The organism is Adhaeribacter swui, from assembly GCF_014217805.1.
GTDB lineage: Bacteria > Bacteroidota > Bacteroidia > Cytophagales > Hymenobacteraceae > Adhaeribacter > Adhaeribacter swui.
On the sequence record NZ_CP055156.1, the window covers coordinates 2,989,033 to 3,006,893 of the forward strand.

The following is a 17,861-nucleotide window of genomic DNA, read 5'->3' on the forward strand; positions in this document are numbered from 1 at the left end:
TAAAAAGGTAACCTACGGGCTACCTTTTTATGTTTTAAAATTAAATTTTTAAAAAATTTAATTTTTGCTGAATTACGAAATTAACTATTCTTAAATTTTAAATATGAATCGGCCGGTTTTCTGTAGCTGCCAAGCAAGCTTCTTTCATGGCTTCGGTGTAAGTAGGGTGGGCGTGGCTCATGCGGGCTACATCTTCGGCCGAGGCCCGGAACTCCATTGCTACTACCGCTTCGGCAATTAAATCGGCAATCCGGGGGCCAATCATGTGAACGCCTAAAATTTCGTCGGTTTCTTTATCCGCCAGTACTTTCACAAAACCATCGGTATCCATAGAAGCCTTGGCGCGGCCAGAAGCTTTAAACGGAAACGAACCGGATTTGTAAGCGCGGCCTTGTTCTTTTAATTGTTCTTCGGTAAAGCCCACGCCAGCCACTTCCGGCCAGGTATACACTACTCCCGGAATCAAATTATAGTTAATGTGCGGCTTCTGTCCTACGAGTTGTTCAGCTACCAATACGCCTTCTTCTTCGGCTTTATGGGCCAGCATGGCACCCCGGATAACATCACCAATGGCGTAAATGCCCGGCACATTGGTTTGTAAATGATCATCCACGGCAATCATACCCCGTTCGCCCATCTGCACGCCGGCATTTTCCAGCCCTAATCCTTCGGTGTAAGGTTTGCGGCCAATCGATACCAAACAGTAATCGCCTTCAAACGTTACGGTTTCGCCTTTCGGATTTTGAGCTGTTACAGTTACGCCCTCGCCGTTGTTGGTAGCGCCAGTTACTTTGTGCTGGAAGAAAAACTCGAAGCCTAAGGTTTTCTTTAAAATACGTTGTAGTTCTTTGCCCAACGATTTATCCATGGTCGGAATAATGCTGTCGAGGAACTCAATCACGGTGATTTTGGCGCCTAAGCGTGCGTAAACCGAACCTAGTTCCAGGCCAATTACGCCACCACCAATAATTACCATGTGCTTGGGTACTTCTTTCAGTTCCAAGGCTTCGGTAGAAGTAATAATCCGCTGTTTATCTACCGGAATAAACGGTAAAACGGTTGGCTTAGAACCCGTAGCAATAATGGTATTGGTGGTTTCAATTTCCTGCGAGGTACCATCCTGCGCGGTAATTTTAATGCGGTTTTTATCTACGAAAGAGCCCAAGCCGAAATATGTATCGATTTTGTTCTTTTTCATCAGGTAGGTAATGCCATCGTTGTTCGATTTTACTACTTCGCCTTTGCGCTTGATCATTTGCTCCAGATTCACCTGCAGGTTATCCAGTTCAATGCCGTGCGTTTTAAACGTGTGCGCCGCATTGTGGTAATGCTCCGAAGAATCGAGTAAAGCTTTAGAAGGGATACAACCTACGTTTAAGCAAGTACCACCCAGTACGTTATATTTTTCAATGATCGCGGTTTTCAGGCCCACCTGGGCGCACCGGATGGCCGCTACGTAGCCGCCCGGACCAGAACCAATCACTACAACATCGTATTTCATTGTATTTAATTAGAAATTATGAATTAGAAATTAGAAATTAAGCATTCGATTTCATGGATATTAGAATGCTACTTATAATTCGTCTGATTTCTATACCATCTTCATAAATGGATTCAAACGCATTTTCAGGCAGGTAGTGACTATCTTTTAACAGGCGTAACCAGTAAGCCGTTTCTCTTGCCTCTTTTGCTGCAATATTTAATTTATGAACGAAATCAGCTTTAGAACTTGCAGCTATTGCTTCTTCAACATTAGCCCCAATGGATGTTCCGCTACGTAACAATTGCTTAGAAAGAATAAACTCTTTCTGTTCCAAGGTTAAATACTTGTAAAGCTTAATAATCCGAAGGGCGAAGGCATAGCTCTTATCACAAATTACATTCTCCTTCTTGCCTTCCGCCACAATTTCTAATTTCTAATTTCTAATTCATAATTTTACTACACGCCTATTAATAACCGCATTGGGTCTTCCAGCAATTCTTTTACGCGTACCAGGAAGCTTACTGATTCACGACCGTCGATGATGCGGTGGTCGTACGATAAGGCGACGTACATCATGGGGCGAATAACTACCTGGTCGTTGATGGCGATAGGGCGGTTAACGATGTTGTGCATACCCAGAATAGCCGATTGCGGCGCATTGATAATCGGAGTAGACATCATGGAACCGAACACGCCCCCGTTGGTAATTGTGAAGGTACCACCAGTCATTTCCTCAATCGAAATTTTATTTTCGCGGGCTTTCTTAGCTAAACGCACTACTTCTTTTTCAATGCCATCCAGCGATAAACTTTCGGCATTCCGAATTACCGGCACTACCAATCCTTTTGGCGCTGATACAGCTATAGATATATCGCAGAAATCATTAAATACAATTTCGTTTTCTTCCAGTTGCGCGTTTACGGCAGGCCATTCCTGTAAGGCCACGGTACAAGCCTTCACGAAGAACGACATAAAGCCCAGGTTTACTTCAAATTTCTCCTTGAACTTATCTTTGTACTTCGCCCGGATGTCCATAATCGGTTTCATGTCTACTTCGTTAAAAGTAGTAAGCATGGCCGTTTCATTTTTCACGGCTACCAAGCGGCGCGCTACCGTTTTCCGTAAGCTCGACATCCGTTCGCGGCGCTGGTTGCGGTTCCCCGAAGTGGCCGGAGCAGCAGCGGGTTGCGAAGTTGCTGGCTTAGAAGCTGGAGCCGCCGATTGTGCTGGTGCTGCCGGAGCAGCAGGTTTTGCCTGGGTGCCTATAGCATCTTCTTTTGTTATGCGGCCATCCCGACCGGAGCCCACTACATCGGTAGCATTAATGCCTTTTTCAGCTAGTATTTTACCAGCAGCCGGCGAAGGAGTACCACTCGCGTAGGTTTGAGCGCCACCACTGGTTGCGGCCGCTGCTTGTGCAGGCTGCGATGCTGTGGTTGGGGTATTGGCCGGAGCCGCAGGAGCGCCAGATACCGCACCCGTAGTACTTTCGATGGTGCATATAACGGAACCTACTGGTACGGTTTCTCCTTCCGGAGCAATAATATGTAAGGTGCCGGCAACTTCGGCGGGTAATTCAAAAGTAGCTTTATCGGATTCCAGCTCGCAAATAACTTCGTCCAGGGCTACTACTTCGCCATCTTTTTTGAGCCATTTTGATATGGTTACTTCCGTAATGGATTCGCCAACTGTCGGAATTTTAATTTCTTTAGTGCTGCCAGCAGCGGTAGCGGCCGCATTACCTACCTGCGGATTATTATTCGTTGACACTGGATTGTAAGAGCTTTCGGCAACTGGCGCTTTTTCGGCAGCCGGGGTACTCTGCGGATCCGTGATGGTTTTAGCCTCGGCAGGTTGCGGTTCCGTTACGGCACCTCCATAACCAGAGCCACTGCCTTTACTTTCGGCATTTCCGCCACCGGCAGTAGTACCGGTTCCGTTGCTGCTACCGCCATCCTCAATGCTGCAGAGCACGGTACCAATTGGAATGGTTTCGCCTTCGGCTACTATAATGCGCAATATACCGGCTCCTTCGGCTGGGAGCTCAAAGGTAGCTTTATCCGACTCCAGTTCACAAATAACTTCGTCCATTGCTACCTGGTCGCCGTCTTTCTTAAGCCATTTGGCAATAGTTACTTCGGTTATCGACTCGCCCACCACGGGCACTTTTACTTCCAATGACATAGTTTTCTTTTAAATTAGAAATTAGAAATTAGAAATTATGAATGGATTATGAATTAGAAAAGTCATCCTATTTAAAGCAAACAATTTCTAATTCATAATTTCTAATTCATAATTTAAATCGCGAATGCTTTTTCGATGAGTTCGCGTTGTTCTTTGTTATGGATTTTAAGGTAACCGGTAGCCGGCGATGAACTGGCTTTTCGGGCAACCACGTCTTGTAAAATGTTTTTGAAACGTAAAGCCCGTAAAATATAAGCCCAGTAACCCATGTTAGATGGCTCTTCCTGCGCCCAGTATACCTTCGGATTATTGTATTTACTTAATTCTGCTTCCAGTTGCAGGTGCGGGAACGGATGCAATTGCTCCAAGCGAATGATAGCCACATCTTTCCGGTTGTTTTTCTGCTGTTCATCAAATAAATCGTAATAAAATTTACCGGAACATAGAATTACTTTAGTTACCGCACTGGCTTCGGCATACGAATCGCCAATTACTTCCCGGAAAGAGCCGGAAGTAAACTCAGCTATCGGTGAAACTGCTAACGGATGCCGCAGCATTGACTTTGGCGACATGTTTACTAGCGGTTTCCGGAACGGTAATGCCAATTGGCGGCGCAACACGTGGAAGAAGTTAGCCGGGAAAGTAATATTGGTTACAAAAATATTGTATTCGGCGGCTAGCTGTAAAAACCTTTCCGGACGGGCATTGGAGTGCTCCGGCCCCTGGCCTTCGTAACCGTGCGGTAATAACATCACTACGCCGTTCATCCGTTGCCATTTCGACTCGGAAGGCGTAATAAACTGATCGATCATTACCTGGGCACCATTGGCAAAATCACCGAACTGCGCTTCCCAAATAGCTAAAGCATTGGGGTTAGCCATGGCGTAGCCAAATTCAAAACCTAAAGCACCATATTCCGAAAGCAAGGAGTTGTAAATACGCATTTTCTCCTGGCTTTCGTCTATGTAATTTAAGCTGTTATAGCCCTGGTTGGTTTCGGCGTCGTGGAGAACGGCATGACGGTGCGAGAATGTCCCGCGCTGCACATCTTGTCCGCCTAAACGCACAATTTTATTCTCGAGTAACAACGAGCCGTAGGCCAGTAATTCACCCGCGGCCCAGTTTAAGGTTTTGGTATTGAAAAACATGTCCTGCCGTTCTTTTAGCAGTTTTTCAATTTGCTTTAAAGGCTTAAATCCTTCCGGAATGGTAGAAAGTGCTTTACCTACTTTTTCTACTACTTCCTGGCTAATGCTGGTATCCGGCGATTTATCAAAATCTTCGGGCTTAGAGCGGCGTAATACTTGCCATTCTTTTTCCAGCACCTGGTAGTTGTAAGGCAAAGGCTTTTGTTTTACTAAATTCAGACGGTCTTGCAGCAAATCACGGAACTCTTTGTCCATGTTTTCGGCCAGTTGCGCGTCTACTTCGCCCCGGTTAATTAATACTTTATTATAAATTTCCCGTGGATTCGGGTGTTTTGAAATCAGATTATATAATTGCGGCTGCGTAAATTTAGGCTCATCGCTTTCGTTGTGGCCATGACGACGGTAGCAAACCATATCCACGAAAATATCGGCCTGGAAACGCTGGCGGTATTCGGTAGCCACCTGTACGGCGTAAACTACCGCTTCCGGATCGTCGCCGTTTACGTGCAACACGGGCGCATCAATAATTTTAGCTACATCGGTAGAGTAAATGGAAGAGCGGGCATCCTCAAAATCAGTAGTAAAACCAACCTGATTGTTGATTACAAAGTGAATGGTACCACCGGTTTTATAACCTTCCAGTTGCGACATCTGCGTTACTTCGTACACAATGCCTTGGCCCGCCAGAGCGGCATCGCCGTGAATTAGAATCGGGAGGATTTTTTTGTAATCGTTCTTGTACATGCTATCAATTTTAGCCCGTACAAAACCTTCTACTACCGGGTTAACGGCCTCTAAGTGCGAGGGGTTAGGCGCCAGTTTTAAATTTACTTTTTTACCTGAAGCTGTAGTTACCTCGCTGGAATAACCCATGTGGTATTTTACGTCGCCATCGCCCATGGTTAAATCGGGTACAGCCGTTCCTTCAAACTCGCTGAAGATTTGTTCGTAGGTTTTTCCCAGAGTGTTTGCCAGCACGTTTAAACGACCGCGGTGGGCCATCCCGATCATTACTTCTTCTACTCCCAGTTCCGAAGCTTTGTCGATAATAGCATCCAGGGCCGGAATGGTAGTTTCGCCGCCTTCCAGCGAGAAACGTTTTTGGCCTAAAAATTTGGTATGTAAGAAGTTTTCAAAAACAACGGCTTCGTTTAATTTTTTCAGAATCCGCTTTTTGTATTCCAGAGGTGGGTTAAAATTTAAAAATTCTTTCTCGATTTTATCCCGGAACCAATCCAGTACTTCCGGATCGCGGATGTACATGTATTCAAAACCAATAGTTTCAGTATAAATTTTATTAAGCGCCGTAATAATGTCGCGCAGCGAAGAAGCACCAATGCCAATAGCTTCGCCGGCTTGGAAAACAATATCCAGATCGGCGTCGGATAAACCAAAATCTTTTAAATCCAAAAGCGCTTTCCGGTCTTTGCGCGGACGTACCGGGTTTGTTTTAGAAAGTAAGTGGGCCCGGCTGCGGTAAGCCTGAATCAGGTTCCGTACTTTTAATTCCCGGTCAATGTCGGAAGTAGAAGTAGCGGGTGCAGAAGCGGTTTTACTGGAACCATTAGCCGAAGGGGCGGAGTGTCCATTTTCTGACGTATATTTAACGGAGAAATCGTACCCCTCAAAAAACTTACGCCAGCCAAAATCTACAGATTCTGGGTCTTGTTGATAGGCTTTATACAGCTCATCAATGTACGATGCGTCTGCATTAGCAATATACGAGAAACTACTCATGAATACTGGTTATTATTAAACGGTTTTCAAATGTAAATACTTTAGTAAAATTTAAAAAATTCGTATTCGCATAAGCAAATATAACTGTAAAACAATTAAATACGCGCATAAGTGCAGTTTTGATCTTGCGGGCAACTGGTGCTAATTACGATGTATTTTAAAAATTGTGTTTGCAACAGTTACGGGTTTATACGAATTAAAACAATCAAGATGAATGCTTTACCGGTAAAATTTGATGATTTTTTTCTAACAAACAACAGGTTTCGGGTAAATTCATCAGGTTGTTTTTTGAATAATTTCTAACAAAAAATTAGTTGAATTTTAATTAACTGTCTGGCATTACTCATAAAATGCCTATAGTTAGCCGTCTTTTAATTCCAAAACAAAATTTATCTTACGAAAAAATAAATTTTAAATCGTATGAAAAGGGAATATTTTCAAATTCTGTTTTTAATAAGTGCTTTTTATTTATTCGGCTGCAGTAAAAATCAAAATGAACAGACCGCTGACCAGCAAGCAACTACCTTGGGTTCCGAGACGACACAGGCAACTCCTATTCACAAACGTTTAGGTAAGTATGTGCAGGTAAAACTTACTTCCGATTTAAACGGATTATCTGCCAAAGAAAAGCAAATGCTGCCTTTGCTGATAGAAGTAGCTCAAATAATGGATGACCTTTTTTGGTACGAAGCCTATGGCAACCGCGACTCTTTATTAGCCGCCGTTGAAGATGGGGCTACCCGCAAGTTTGTAGAAGTAAACTATGGCCCCTGGGACCGGTTAGAAAACAATGAACCATTTATACCGGGTGTAGGACCTAAACCCGAAACAGCCAACTTCTACCCAAAGGATATGACCAAAGCTGAATTCGAAAAGGCAGACTTAAAAGATAAAAAAAGCCAGTATACTTTTTTGCGCCGTGATGCGCAGGGCAAGCTAATAACGGTGCCGTACCATGTGCAGTTTAAACCCCAAATTGAAAAAGCCGCATCGTTGCTGCGCCAAGCCGCCGGTTTAGCCGAAGATGCCGGTTTAAAAAAATACCTGACTTTACGCGCCGAAGCCTTGCTCACCGATAACTACCAACCCAGCGACTTAGCCTGGATGGATATGAAAACCAACAATATTGATTTTGTAGTGGGCCCCATTGAAGTATACGAAGATAAACTGTATAACTACAAAGCCGCACACGAAGCCTATGTGCTGGTAAAAGACCAGGCTTGGAGTAAACGGTTGGCAAAATACGCGGCTTTTTTACCGGAGCTGCAAAAAGGGTTACCCGTACCAGCTAAATACAAAACCGAAACTCCCGGCACCGACTCGGATTTAAATGCGTACGATGTAATTTATTACGCCGGCGATTGCAATGCGGGCAGTAAAACCATTGCCATAAATTTGCCAAACGATGAAGAAGTGCAATTGAAAAAAGGTACCCGCCGCTTGCAATTAAAAAATGCCATGCAGGCCAAATTTGATAAAATTATGGTGCCCATTACCAAAACCTTAATTGCTCCGGATCAGCAACAACTCGTTAATTTCGATGCTTTTTTTGCCACTACCATGTTCCACGAAGTAGCTCATGGCTTAGGAATTAAAAACACCATAAATAAAAAAGGAACGGTGCGCGATGCGTTAAAAGAACAGGGATCAGCGCTGGAAGAGGGGAAAGCAGATATCCTGGGTTTGTACATGATCACCCAGCTCCATAAGAAAGGCCAGATAGAAGGCGATCTAAAAAGTTATTTTACAACATTTCTGGCGGGTATTTTCCGGTCGGTACGGTTTGGGGCGGCTAGTGCTCACGGCCAGGCCAATATGGTGCGGTTTAACTTCTTCGAGCAAAATGGCGCTTTTGTACGCGATGCAGCTACCGGCACCTACCGGGTAGATTTTGAAAAAATGGAACAAGCCATGAACAAGTTATCCGAGAAAATTCTGACGCTACAAGGTGATGGCGATTATGCGGGAGTAAAACAATTGCTCACCGAGCAAGGCCAAATAAGCCCGGAACTACAAAACGACTTAAACCGCCTCGCGCAGGCAGAAATACCCGTTGATGTAGTGTTTGAGCAAGGTAAAGAAGTTCTAGGGCTTTAAGTTAAGTCTTACAGGAGGTCTGGTATCCTGTATTATTAATTATCAAAAAAGACTATTTTAATTTATTATCCGTTCTAATTGAGCCGGATTAAAGCTGATTTTTTAAATTTTTTGTATTGGGGTAAGCCATTGTCTTAAACTTACCCCAATACAATTTTCTTTTTACGGATAAAAAGCAGAAACAACTCTGTTGGCCGTAACTTTCCCCGATGCACCAAAGTAAATGTACCATTAAGCTGTTCGCTTTTTGATAGCTTTCCGGTAGCCTTACTTAGTGCAAACGATCCATTTACCTATGACATCATCCAAATTGGCGCTTTCAATTGATTCACAGCTATTACTCCATAATTTGCCCGGGCGTTATCTTATTTTAAATAAAGATTTAACTATTGCCGAAGTTAGTAATGCCTACTTAAAAGCTACCTTAACCAAGCGAAAGGAAATAGTAAATAAGTACCTATTTGATGTTTTTCCTGATAACCCGGACGCACCGGAAGCAAACGCTGTACGTAATTTACGGGCATCGCTGGAGCAGGTAATTCAACAAAAAAAAGCGCAGAAAATGCCTGTGCAACGTTACGATATTCAGTTACCGGCAGAACGTGGGGGTGGTTTTGAGAAGCGTTTCTGGCTAGTAAAAAATCAGCCGATAAAAGATGCCAACGGGGACTTACTATACATTATTCACCAGGTAAAAGACATTACCCGCTATTATATTGAAAAGCAAGCCCAACGCCGCAACGAAGAATTGCTGCAAGTGGCCATGCAAATGATTAATGACGTTATCTGGGATTGGGATTTACTAAATAACCAGATAAAATGGAGTGATGGCTTTAATATTAAATTTGGTTTTAGCCAGCAAGAAACAGACCCCACCGTAAAATCCTGGTATTCCCGCATTCACCCGGAAGATCTAGGGCGCGTTAAGCAAAGCATCTTCAACGTTATTCAACACAACTTAGACGTTTGGAGCGATACGTACCGGTTTAAACGCAAAGATGCCTCTTACGCCGACATCTTGGACCGAGGCTTTGTGCTCCGGGATGCAAATCAAAAGCCTTACCGCATGATTGGGGCTATGGTGGATATCAGCGATGTTAAGCAGGTCGAGCAAGAGTTACGGCAAAGTGCGCTTCGGTTTCAAGGTTTAATGGAAACCCTGCCCTCAATGATTTGGACAGCATTGCCTACTGGCGAAGTAAATTATTACAATGAGCGTTGGTCGGAGTATTTAGGAGTGCCGGTGAACCAATTATTAACGCAGGGCTGGGCGAGTTACATCCACCCGGATGATTTAGCAACTACGCATCGGCACTGGCAGCATGCCATAACTACCGGTACCAATTTAGAAATGGAAAACCGGTGGCGATCTGCTAATAGCCAGAAGTATCGCTGGTTTTTAGTCCGGGCTGTACCTATTCGCGACGAAAATAATGATATTACTCTTTGGATAGGTTCTCATACCGATATTGAAGTTCATAAAAGTTACCAGGAAGAACTAAAACGCCAGGACAAAAAATTACAACGGATATTAAGTCTGGCCCCAGCCCATTTCTGTTTAGTAAAGGGACCCGATTTAATCATTGACTTTGCTACACCCGGTATCCAGCGCTTATTTGGTAATCGTGCCTGTGTGGGTTTACCCATTGCCGTGGCCTGGCCCGAAATAGAAGAGCAAGGTTTAACCCGCCTGATGGAGCAAGTATATACCAATGCCGAACCCTTGGCTTTTGAAGAAATAAAGGTGCTGGTTGATCGTAATAATAACGGGCAGTTGCAAGAAGGATATTTTAATATTACTTACCAGCCGTTCCGCGAAGGCCAGGACACCGTAGAAGGAGTATTAATTATGGCGCTGGAAGTTACCAACCAGGTACTAGCCAAACGCCAGACTGAATTATTAACGGAACAACTGCGGGCCGAAAAAGAACGTTTTCAGTTTTTAACCGAAGCTATTCCGCAGTTTATCTGGACTACAGACTCGCAAGGCTATCACGAATACTTTAATCAGCGCTGGATTGATTATACCGGCTACGATGTAGAAGCCAGCAAAGGCACCGAAATGTGGCGCAATTTGTTGCACCCGGATGATCGGGAGCGTGTGCAGGCCCGCTGGCAACATTCGCTGCAAACCGGCGACTTTTACGAAGTAGAATACCGTTTTAAAAGTAAAACCGGCACTTACCGGTGGTTTTTGGGCCAGGCCATTCCCATGCGCGATCAGCAAGGCAACATTACCCAGTGGTTTGGCTCCTGCACCGATATAGAAGAGAAAAAACTAGCCGAAGCAGAATTATTGCAGATAAATCAGGAACTCCGCAAAACCAACGAAGACCTGGATAGCTTTGTTTACACCGCTTCGCACGATTTAAAATTGCCTATTATCAGCATGTCGCGTATCTTTAGCGAGTTAACCGAAACGGCGCAGTTTAATACCCCCGATGCCGAGATTCTGGTTTCCATGTTTCACAAATCACTAGATCAGATTCATACTACCATCCGCGATTTAGCCGACATTGTGGAAGTACAGAAAAACATTGAGTCGAGCCGGGAAAATACTTCGTTTGCCGCTATCACCGACGAAGTAAAGCTCAGCATTCAGGATATAATTAAAGAATCACAAGCCCAGATTATCACGGATTTTAGTGCGGCACCTTCTATCTACTTTTCGCGGGTTAATTTAAAAAGCATTATTTACAATTTATTGAGCAATGCCATTAAGTACCGTTCGCCGCATCGGGTGCCTGTTGTATATATAAAAACCACCCTGGAAAATGATTTTACGCTCTTAACGATACAAGATAATGGTTTAGGTATTAATTTAGACCGGCATAAAGGCAAACTTTTTCAGATGTTCAAGCGCTTTCATAATCATGTAAGTGGCTCGGGCATTGGGCTATACATCATAAACAGAATTGTGCAGAATAACGGTGGGCATATTGAAGTCGCTAGCGAAGTAGATACCGGCACTACCTTTAAAGTGTACTTAAAAGATCAAATTGACCCTCCTGCAACCGTATGAGAAAAATAATACCCCTTAAATTAATAATGTTGGTAGACGACGATGATACTACCAATTACCTGAACCATCGTTTATTAACCAAACTAAATGCTGCTGAAGAAATAAAAGTAATTACCGACGGCGAAAAAGCTTTTGAGTACTTAAGCCTGGCCTGCGATCAGGAAAACAATGCCACGCATCCTTGCCCGGATTTAATATTAATGGATATTAAAATGCCGGTAATGGATGGTTTTGAGTTCCTGGAAATGTACCAGCAATCCAATCTGGCTTTAAAAAATAAGGTAACTATTTTAATGCTTACCTCTTCTGCCAGTTTCTACGATTTAGAACGCTTAAAAAAGTACGAAGCGGTAAAAAAACATTATTCCAAAGCCCTCACCGAATCGGATGTAAAAGAAATACTGGAAGAATATTTTCCAGATCACATTACCCGGCAGTAGCGCGCCCGGTGTTTTACCCAAGTAGCAAAAAGGTGAATACCTCCAATCTTATCTGCTTACATTCTAAACCAGTACTGGTTTATGGATATACAATATAGTGCTTATTTACAGGTTGTTGGCCGGGCCGTAGCGGTATATTTATTTATTATTCTGGCCATCCGGTTTTTCGGTAAAAAAGAACTTACGCAATTATCCGTTATTGATCTGGTATTTATATTATTAATCAGTAATGCGGTGCAAAACGCCATGGTGGGTCCGGATGTTACTTTAACCGGCGGTTTAGTGGCGGCAGCTACTTTGTTTTTAGTAAACTATATTTTAAAATTAACCATTTACCGCTCGCGCCTGTGGAGCAGATTAATTCAGGGAGAGCCGGTAATGCTTATTTATAAAGGTGAATTAAAAGAACAGAACCTGCAGAAAGTACGCCTTTCTGTAACCGAACTGGAAGTAGCTGCCCGGGAACACGGCATTAAAGACCTAAGCGAAGTTGACTTAGCAATATTGGAAATAGATGGTAATATTAGCATGCTCACGCATAATTTTCAGAACCAGCATAAAACACACCGGGCTAAGATAAATTCAACCCAAGCTAAAGAATTTGTTAGTTCGAAAGCGTAATGGTTTCCGGATTTTTTAAAATTTAAAAATTTACCAAGGCCGTTTACTGATTTGTTATTTTTAAGCAAAATCTTTACTGCCTTAACCAGACACAAGCAAATTGATTTTAGAAGATGATGAGAAAACTTGTTTTTATATTAATTGGCTCGCTGTTTTTAGGAAGTTGCCGCGAAAACAACCGGAAACCAACCGACTCTACCGAAAACAGCGCTTTAAACACCGAAGCCATTCAACCAGCGCTTACCAGCTTTACCGCAGATGATATTTTAAAGCATACCAAAGTTTTAGCTTCGGATGCCTACGAAGGCCGGGCGCCCGGTACCAAAGGCGAAGATTCTACCATTGCTTACTTAACCCGCCAGTTTAAGCAATTAGGTTTAGCGCCGGGCAATCCAGATGGCACCTACATTCAGGATGTGCCCCTTTATGGTTTTACCTCACAACCTACGGCTTCTTTTACCGCCAACAACAAAAAAATCAGCCTGCGTTTTCGCGATGACTACGTAGCTTTTTCGCACCAATACAAACCGCAAGTTACGGTTACCAACTCCGATATGGTGTTTGTGGGTTACGGCATTGTGGCTCCTGAGTACGGCTGGGACGATTACAAAGGCGTAGATGTAAAAGGTAAAACGATTGTAATGCTGGTAAACGATCCGCCTATTCCGGTAGGTAACGATACCACTAAACTGGATAGCACGATGTTTGGCGGCCGGGCTATGACGTATTATGGCCGCTGGACTTATAAATACGAAATCGCCTCGGAAAAAGGAGCGGCCGCCGCCATTATCATTCACGAAACGGGGCCGGCCGGTTACCCTTACGAAGTAGTTTCGGGCAGCAACAGCCGCGAAAACGTAGATATTCAAACTCCCGACAAAAATGCCAGCCAGGTAGCCGTAAAAAGCTGGATTACCACCGATAAAGCCAAAGAATTGTTTGCCGCTTCGGGTCAGGATTTTGCTAAACTTAAAAAAATGGCGATCCAGAAAGATTTTAAACCGTTTACCTTGCCCGCTAAAGCTAATTTTGATTTAAAAATGACCTTGCGCGAGTTAAAAAGTCGCAACGTAATTGCCAAACTGGAAGGCAGTGATCCAAAATTAAAAAACGAATACGTAGTGTATACTGCTCACTGGGACCACCTGGGCAAAGACCCCAAACTAACCGGCGACCAGATTTATAACGGTGCGCTAGATAATGCCACCGGCACTGCCGGTTTGCTGGAACTGGCCGAAGCTTACAAAAAATTACCCACGCCGCCCAAACGCTCCATCTTATTTTTGGCGGTAACTGCCGAAGAAAAAGGTTTGCTGGGCTCTAAATATTACGCGGCTAATCCTTTGTACCCGCTCAACAAAACGCTAGCCGATATTAACATGGACGTACTAAATGCCTACGGACGTACCAAAGACGTTATTATTATTGGATACGGCAACTCTACTTTGGATGATATTCTGGCCCGGGCAGCTCAAACCCAGAACCGCCGGATTGTACCGGAAGCTACCCCCGAAAAAGGCTCGTTCTACCGGTCTGATCATTTTGAATTTGCCAAGCAAGGGGTGCCGGCTTTGTACGCTGAATCCGGGGAAGAAGCGGTAGACAAACCGCAGGATTACTTCCGGAAAAAAGCGGAGGCTTACACCACCAACGATTACCACAAAGTATCCGACGATATTAAAACCGACTGGGATTTTGCAGGAGCCGTAGAGGATTTGCAGTTGTACTTTATGGTGGGTTACGACGTGGCCCAAGGTGATAAATACCCCGAATGGAAACCCGGCACGGAGTTTAAAGCCAAGCGAGAGGCCATGTTAAAAGTGCAGTAAATATGTAAAAGAGTCTAAATTTTTAAATTTTAGGCCTTTTTGCTTTTTAAAGTCTACGAAATCCAGCTACTATTAATAAAAGGTAATATTGTTAAGATTGACCAGATAATCCGGGGCAAGGGTTACTTTTTCAGAAATAAAGTATTAAGATCAAAATTTGGTATTAAGAACTTTAAATAAACCATTATGAAAAATTTAGCAAAGATCACGGTATTAGCTTTTACGGCTCTTTCTTTTACATTTGCTTCGTGCAACTCTAAACCCGCCGAAACTACCGAGAATGCTGTAGAAGGAGCAGCAGATGCTGCGGGTGCTGAGTTAGATTCAGCTACTACTCCTACCGAGGGTGACACTGCCGTAGTACAAGATCAGCCGGTACAAGATGGAGTAGTAGATTCTACGGCTACCAAATAAGCTAAACTAATTTTATACAAAAGCCTTGTTCTTTTTAAAGAGCAAGGCTTTTTTGTTTGTTTTTAGTACTGCTCAAATTAAATTCTAATTTCTAAAAAAACAAAATACTAAAACGTAGCTGTTTGCTGAATAGCTATATGGGGTAATTTATTGATGAAGGTTAATTTTTAAAAAATTTTAAATTTCCGGGGAATAAGAGTGCCGGTTTAACCCGTTTTTTGCTTATCTTTTAGATAACTTACCCGTACTAGTTTAACACATACAGAATTCTGACTAGGGTACGTTTTATAACATATACCTTTCACTAAAATTTTAACAGCCATGGTTTTACTTCGCAACAGTTTCGCCGCTTTTATTTTTTTAGTTCTTACTTCTTTCACGCTCTTCCACCACGGTTGGGCCGATTACGACCAAACCAAAGTGCTCGATTACACGGGTACCATCGAAGAGTTTACGTATGAAAATCCGCACGCTTTAGCTAAAGTAAAACAACACGATAAAGTCTGGACGGTTTATCTGGCTCCAACCAGCCGCATGGAAAGCCGGGGTGTTCCTAAAGCAAAACTGGCCAAAGGAAATACGGTGCGGGTAGTAGGTTATCCGCATAAAGAAGTAGCCGACGAAATGCGGGCCGAGCGCATTTTTGTGGACGGTAAGAAATTTGAATTGCGTTAGGCATTGACAGGATCATATACGGAGTGGCTGACCTGGTTAGAAAAATCTAGCTGGGCGGCCACTATCCGGCAATCGAACTGGTTATACCAATGGCTGGAAATTGGCCATATTACAGGCATTGCCTTGTTGGTAGGGGCGGCTTTTTTGTTTGACTTACGCTTGCTGGGCAATTCCCGCTTTTTACCCGTTACGGGCTTGGTACGCTATTTATTGCCTTGGTCGCGGCGTGGCTTAATTTTAGTAGTGCCCACGGGTATTTTATTGTTTATTACCAACGCCGCAGCCTTAGGCCACGATCCTACCTTTTGGTTAAAAATGGGTTTATTAATACTGGCAGGCCTCAATGCCACCATTTTTCACACCATAACTTTTACCACAGTTGTACGCTGGGATGTTAATCGTTCCACGCCCCCGAAAGCGAAACTCGCCGCTGGTTTCTCTTTGGTACTCTGGACCGCCATTATTGCCTGCGGGCGTTTGTTAGCGTACTAAAATTTTAAAAATTTTTAATTTTTTATGCTCTTCCCGGTACTAAAACTAAGGTGCCAATGGCTATTTGGTGGTTGTCAGGTTAGAAGGACTCAGCGATGTTAAAACTTATTCTACTCCCGGTAGTATTAACATCATTCTGTTTAAGCAACGCTGTATTATGAACAACACCCGCATTGAGCACGATTTTCTCGGGGAAAAAGAAATTCCCGCCGACGTTTATTATGGAGTACAAACCCTGCGCGCCCTCGAAAATTTTAATATTACCGGCCAGCGCATTTCGCAGGAACCCTTTTTTGTGCAGGCGCTGGCTTACGTAAAAAAAGGAGCCGCCATGGCTAACCGCGATCTAGGCGTACTGGATCCAACCATTGCCGAGTACATTATTAAAGCCTGCGATTTATTGATAGCCGGTAAATATCTAGACCAATTTCCTTCCGATATGATTCAGGGAGGCGCCGGCACTTCGGTAAACATGAATGCCAACGAAGTTATTGCCAACGTAGCCCTGGAACTAATGGGGCACGCTAAGGGCGAATATCAATACTGTCACCCAAACAACCACGTTAACTTTTCGCAATCTACCAACGATGCCTATCCCACCGCTTTCCGGATTGCTATTCTGAATAAACTCACCGCCTACACCCAGGCTTTAACGGCTTTATCGGCGGCGTTTGAGGCCAAAGGCGTAGAATTTAAAAATGTTTTAAAAATGGGCCGCACGCAGTTACAAGATGCGGTTCCCATGTCGATGGGCGATGAGTTCCGGGGTTTTGCCAATACCCTGGCCGAAGAAGTAGGTCGCCTGGAAGATGCCAAGCAGTTAATGGCCGAAATTAACATGGGCGCCACCGCTATTGGTACGGCCGTAAACGCTCCTGAAGGTTACCCCAAACTGGTAACCAAATACTTAGCCGAAATAACCGGTTTGCCGCTTTACCTGGCCCCCGACTTAATCGAAGCTACATCTGATACCGGTGCTTACGTGCAGCTTTCCGGCGTTTTAAAACGGACGGCGGTTAAAATTTCAAAAATCTGTAACGATTTGCGTTTATTATCTTCCGGGCCGCGAACGGGCTTGTTCGAGATTAGTTTGCCGCAAATGCAGCCGGGTTCATCTATTATGCCGGGCAAAGTAAACCCGGTAATTCCGGAGGTGGTAAACCAAACGGCCTATTACGTTATTGGCGCCGACCTAACCATTACCCTGGCCGCCGAAGCAGGCCAGTTGCAGTTAAACGTTATGGAGCCGGTTATTTCTTTTGCACTGTTTACTTCTATCAGTTACATGACCAATGCTTGTTACACGCTCCGTGAAAAATGCGTGCTGGGCATTGTGGCCAATAGCGCCCGCACCCAGGATATGGTTATGCACAGCGTAAGCATTGTTACCTTACTCAACCCCATTATCGGCTACGAGGCGGCGGCCGCTACCGCTAAAGAAGCTTTGCAAACCGGTAAATCGGTGCAACAGATTGTAGTGAACGAAAAGCAATTAATAACCCAGCAAAAGTGGGATGAACTTTATTCTTTCGAAAATTTAATAAAACCCAAGTTTATGCAGAGTTAAGCACTATTCGCTCATTTTGAATTACAATAACCCGTCTGATTTTTAAGAATTAAACGGGTTTTAGTTTATATGTGTTAAGAAAATACTTACCAACTACCCTCACTTTAAACCGTACAATTACCAGGGCATTACTAGTAAAAAACTACCTGAAA

Annotated in this window: 13 protein-coding genes; 9 read left to right on the forward strand and 4 right to left on the reverse strand. The window is 43.7% G+C overall.

The annotated features are described in order from the left end of the window. Positions 1-97: 97 nt before the first annotated feature. The 4 genes from lpdA to HUW51_RS12800 form a co-directional block, all read right to left on the reverse strand. Complete coding sequence (lpdA, locus tag HUW51_RS12785; RefSeq protein ID WP_185270033.1) at positions 98-1,501, reverse strand: dihydrolipoyl dehydrogenase; 1,404 nt, start codon at positions 1,499-1,501, stop codon at positions 98-100. Between the two features lie 37 nt (positions 1,502-1,538). Beyond that, on the reverse strand, positions 1,539-1,904 hold the full coding sequence (locus tag HUW51_RS12790) for a four helix bundle protein (RefSeq protein ID WP_185270034.1): 366 nt from the start codon (positions 1,902-1,904) through the stop codon (positions 1,539-1,541). Positions 1,905-1,939: 35 nt separating this feature from the next. Next, complete coding sequence (odhB, locus tag HUW51_RS12795) at positions 1,940-3,667, reverse strand: 2-oxoglutarate dehydrogenase complex dihydrolipoyllysine-residue succinyltransferase (protein ID WP_185270035.1); 1,728 nt, start codon at positions 3,665-3,667, stop codon at positions 1,940-1,942. Positions 3,668-3,780: 113 nt separating this feature from the next. Beyond that, positions 3,781-6,552, reverse strand: a complete 2,772-nt coding sequence (locus tag HUW51_RS12800) for a 2-oxoglutarate dehydrogenase E1 component (protein WP_185270036.1) — start codon at positions 6,550-6,552, stop codon at positions 3,781-3,783. A 420-nt stretch (positions 6,553-6,972) separates the two neighbouring features. Between HUW51_RS12800 and HUW51_RS12805 the strand changes: the two genes are divergently transcribed. The 9 genes from HUW51_RS12805 (at position 6,973) to aspA (ending at position 17,709) form a co-directional block, all read left to right on the forward strand. Beyond that, the gene (locus HUW51_RS12805; protein WP_185270037.1) at positions 6,973-8,649 is read left to right on the forward strand and encodes a dipeptidyl-peptidase 3 family protein; all 1,677 of its coding nucleotides are present in this window, start codon (positions 6,973-6,975) and stop codon (positions 8,647-8,649) included. Positions 8,650-8,944: 295 nt separating this feature from the next. Then, positions 8,945-11,671 (forward strand): PAS domain-containing sensor histidine kinase, encoded by a 2,727-nt coding sequence (locus HUW51_RS12810; protein WP_185270038.1) that lies wholly within the window; start codon positions 8,945-8,947, stop codon positions 11,669-11,671. Then, positions 11,668-12,111 (forward strand): response regulator, encoded by a 444-nt coding sequence (locus HUW51_RS12815; RefSeq protein WP_185270039.1) that lies wholly within the window; start codon positions 11,668-11,670, stop codon positions 12,109-12,111. Before HUW51_RS12810 ends, HUW51_RS12815 begins: the two co-directional genes overlap by 4 nt. A gap of 81 nt (positions 12,112-12,192) precedes the next feature. After that, entirely contained in the window at positions 12,193-12,732 is a 540-nt protein-coding gene (locus tag HUW51_RS12820) for a DUF421 domain-containing protein (RefSeq protein ID WP_185270040.1), read from the forward strand. A 113-nt stretch (positions 12,733-12,845) separates the two neighbouring features. Continuing rightward, positions 12,846-14,561: a M28 family metallopeptidase gene (locus tag HUW51_RS12825; RefSeq protein WP_185270041.1), complete on the forward strand. Its 1,716-nt coding sequence runs from the start codon at positions 12,846-12,848 to the stop codon at positions 14,559-14,561. Positions 14,562-14,747: 186 nt separating this feature from the next. Continuing rightward, positions 14,748-14,975, forward strand: a complete 228-nt coding sequence (locus HUW51_RS12830) for a hypothetical protein (protein ID WP_185270042.1) — start codon at positions 14,748-14,750, stop codon at positions 14,973-14,975. A 321-nt stretch (positions 14,976-15,296) separates the two neighbouring features. Then, complete coding sequence (locus HUW51_RS12835; protein ID WP_185270043.1) at positions 15,297-15,650, forward strand: DUF6152 family protein; 354 nt, start codon at positions 15,297-15,299, stop codon at positions 15,648-15,650. A gap of 3 nt (positions 15,651-15,653) precedes the next feature. After that, the gene (locus tag HUW51_RS12840; RefSeq protein ID WP_185270044.1) at positions 15,654-16,142 is read left to right on the forward strand and encodes a hypothetical protein; all 489 of its coding nucleotides are present in this window, start codon (positions 15,654-15,656) and stop codon (positions 16,140-16,142) included. Positions 16,143-16,299: 157 nt separating this feature from the next. Beyond that, positions 16,300-17,709 (forward strand): aspartate ammonia-lyase, encoded by a 1,410-nt coding sequence (gene aspA / locus HUW51_RS12845; protein WP_185270045.1) that lies wholly within the window; start codon positions 16,300-16,302, stop codon positions 17,707-17,709. Positions 17,710-17,861: the final 152 nt, after the last annotated feature.

Excerpts from the sequence above, each read along its gene's own strand:
- HUW51_RS12815 (WP_185270039.1), top strand. The coding sequence starts at position 11,668 with ATGAGAAAAATAATACCCCTTAAATTAATAATGTTGGTAGACGACGAT.
- HUW51_RS12810 (WP_185270038.1), top strand. The coding sequence starts at position 8,945 with ATGACATCATCCAAATTGGCGCTTTCAATTGATTCACAGCTATTACTC.
- HUW51_RS12825 (WP_185270041.1), top strand. The coding sequence starts at position 12,846 with ATGATGAGAAAACTTGTTTTTATATTAATTGGCTCGCTGTTTTTAGGA.
- HUW51_RS12820 (WP_185270040.1), top strand. The coding sequence starts at position 12,193 with ATGGATATACAATATAGTGCTTATTTACAGGTTGTTGGCCGGGCCGTA.
- aspA (WP_185270045.1), top strand. The coding sequence starts at position 16,300 with ATGAACAACACCCGCATTGAGCACGATTTTCTCGGGGAAAAAGAAATT.
- HUW51_RS12805 (WP_185270037.1), top strand. The coding sequence starts at position 6,973 with ATGAAAAGGGAATATTTTCAAATTCTGTTTTTAATAAGTGCTTTTTAT.
- lpdA (WP_185270033.1), bottom strand. The coding sequence starts at position 1,501 with ATGAAATACGATGTTGTAGTGATTGGTTCTGGTCCGGGCGGCTACGTA.
- odhB (WP_185270035.1), bottom strand. The coding sequence starts at position 3,667 with ATGTCATTGGAAGTAAAAGTGCCCGTGGTGGGCGAGTCGATAACCGAA.
- HUW51_RS12800 (WP_185270036.1), bottom strand. The coding sequence starts at position 6,552 with ATGAGTAGTTTCTCGTATATTGCTAATGCAGACGCATCGTACATTGAT.
- HUW51_RS12835 (WP_185270043.1), top strand. The coding sequence starts at position 15,297 with ATGGTTTTACTTCGCAACAGTTTCGCCGCTTTTATTTTTTTAGTTCTT.
- HUW51_RS12830 (WP_185270042.1), top strand. The coding sequence starts at position 14,748 with ATGAAAAATTTAGCAAAGATCACGGTATTAGCTTTTACGGCTCTTTCT.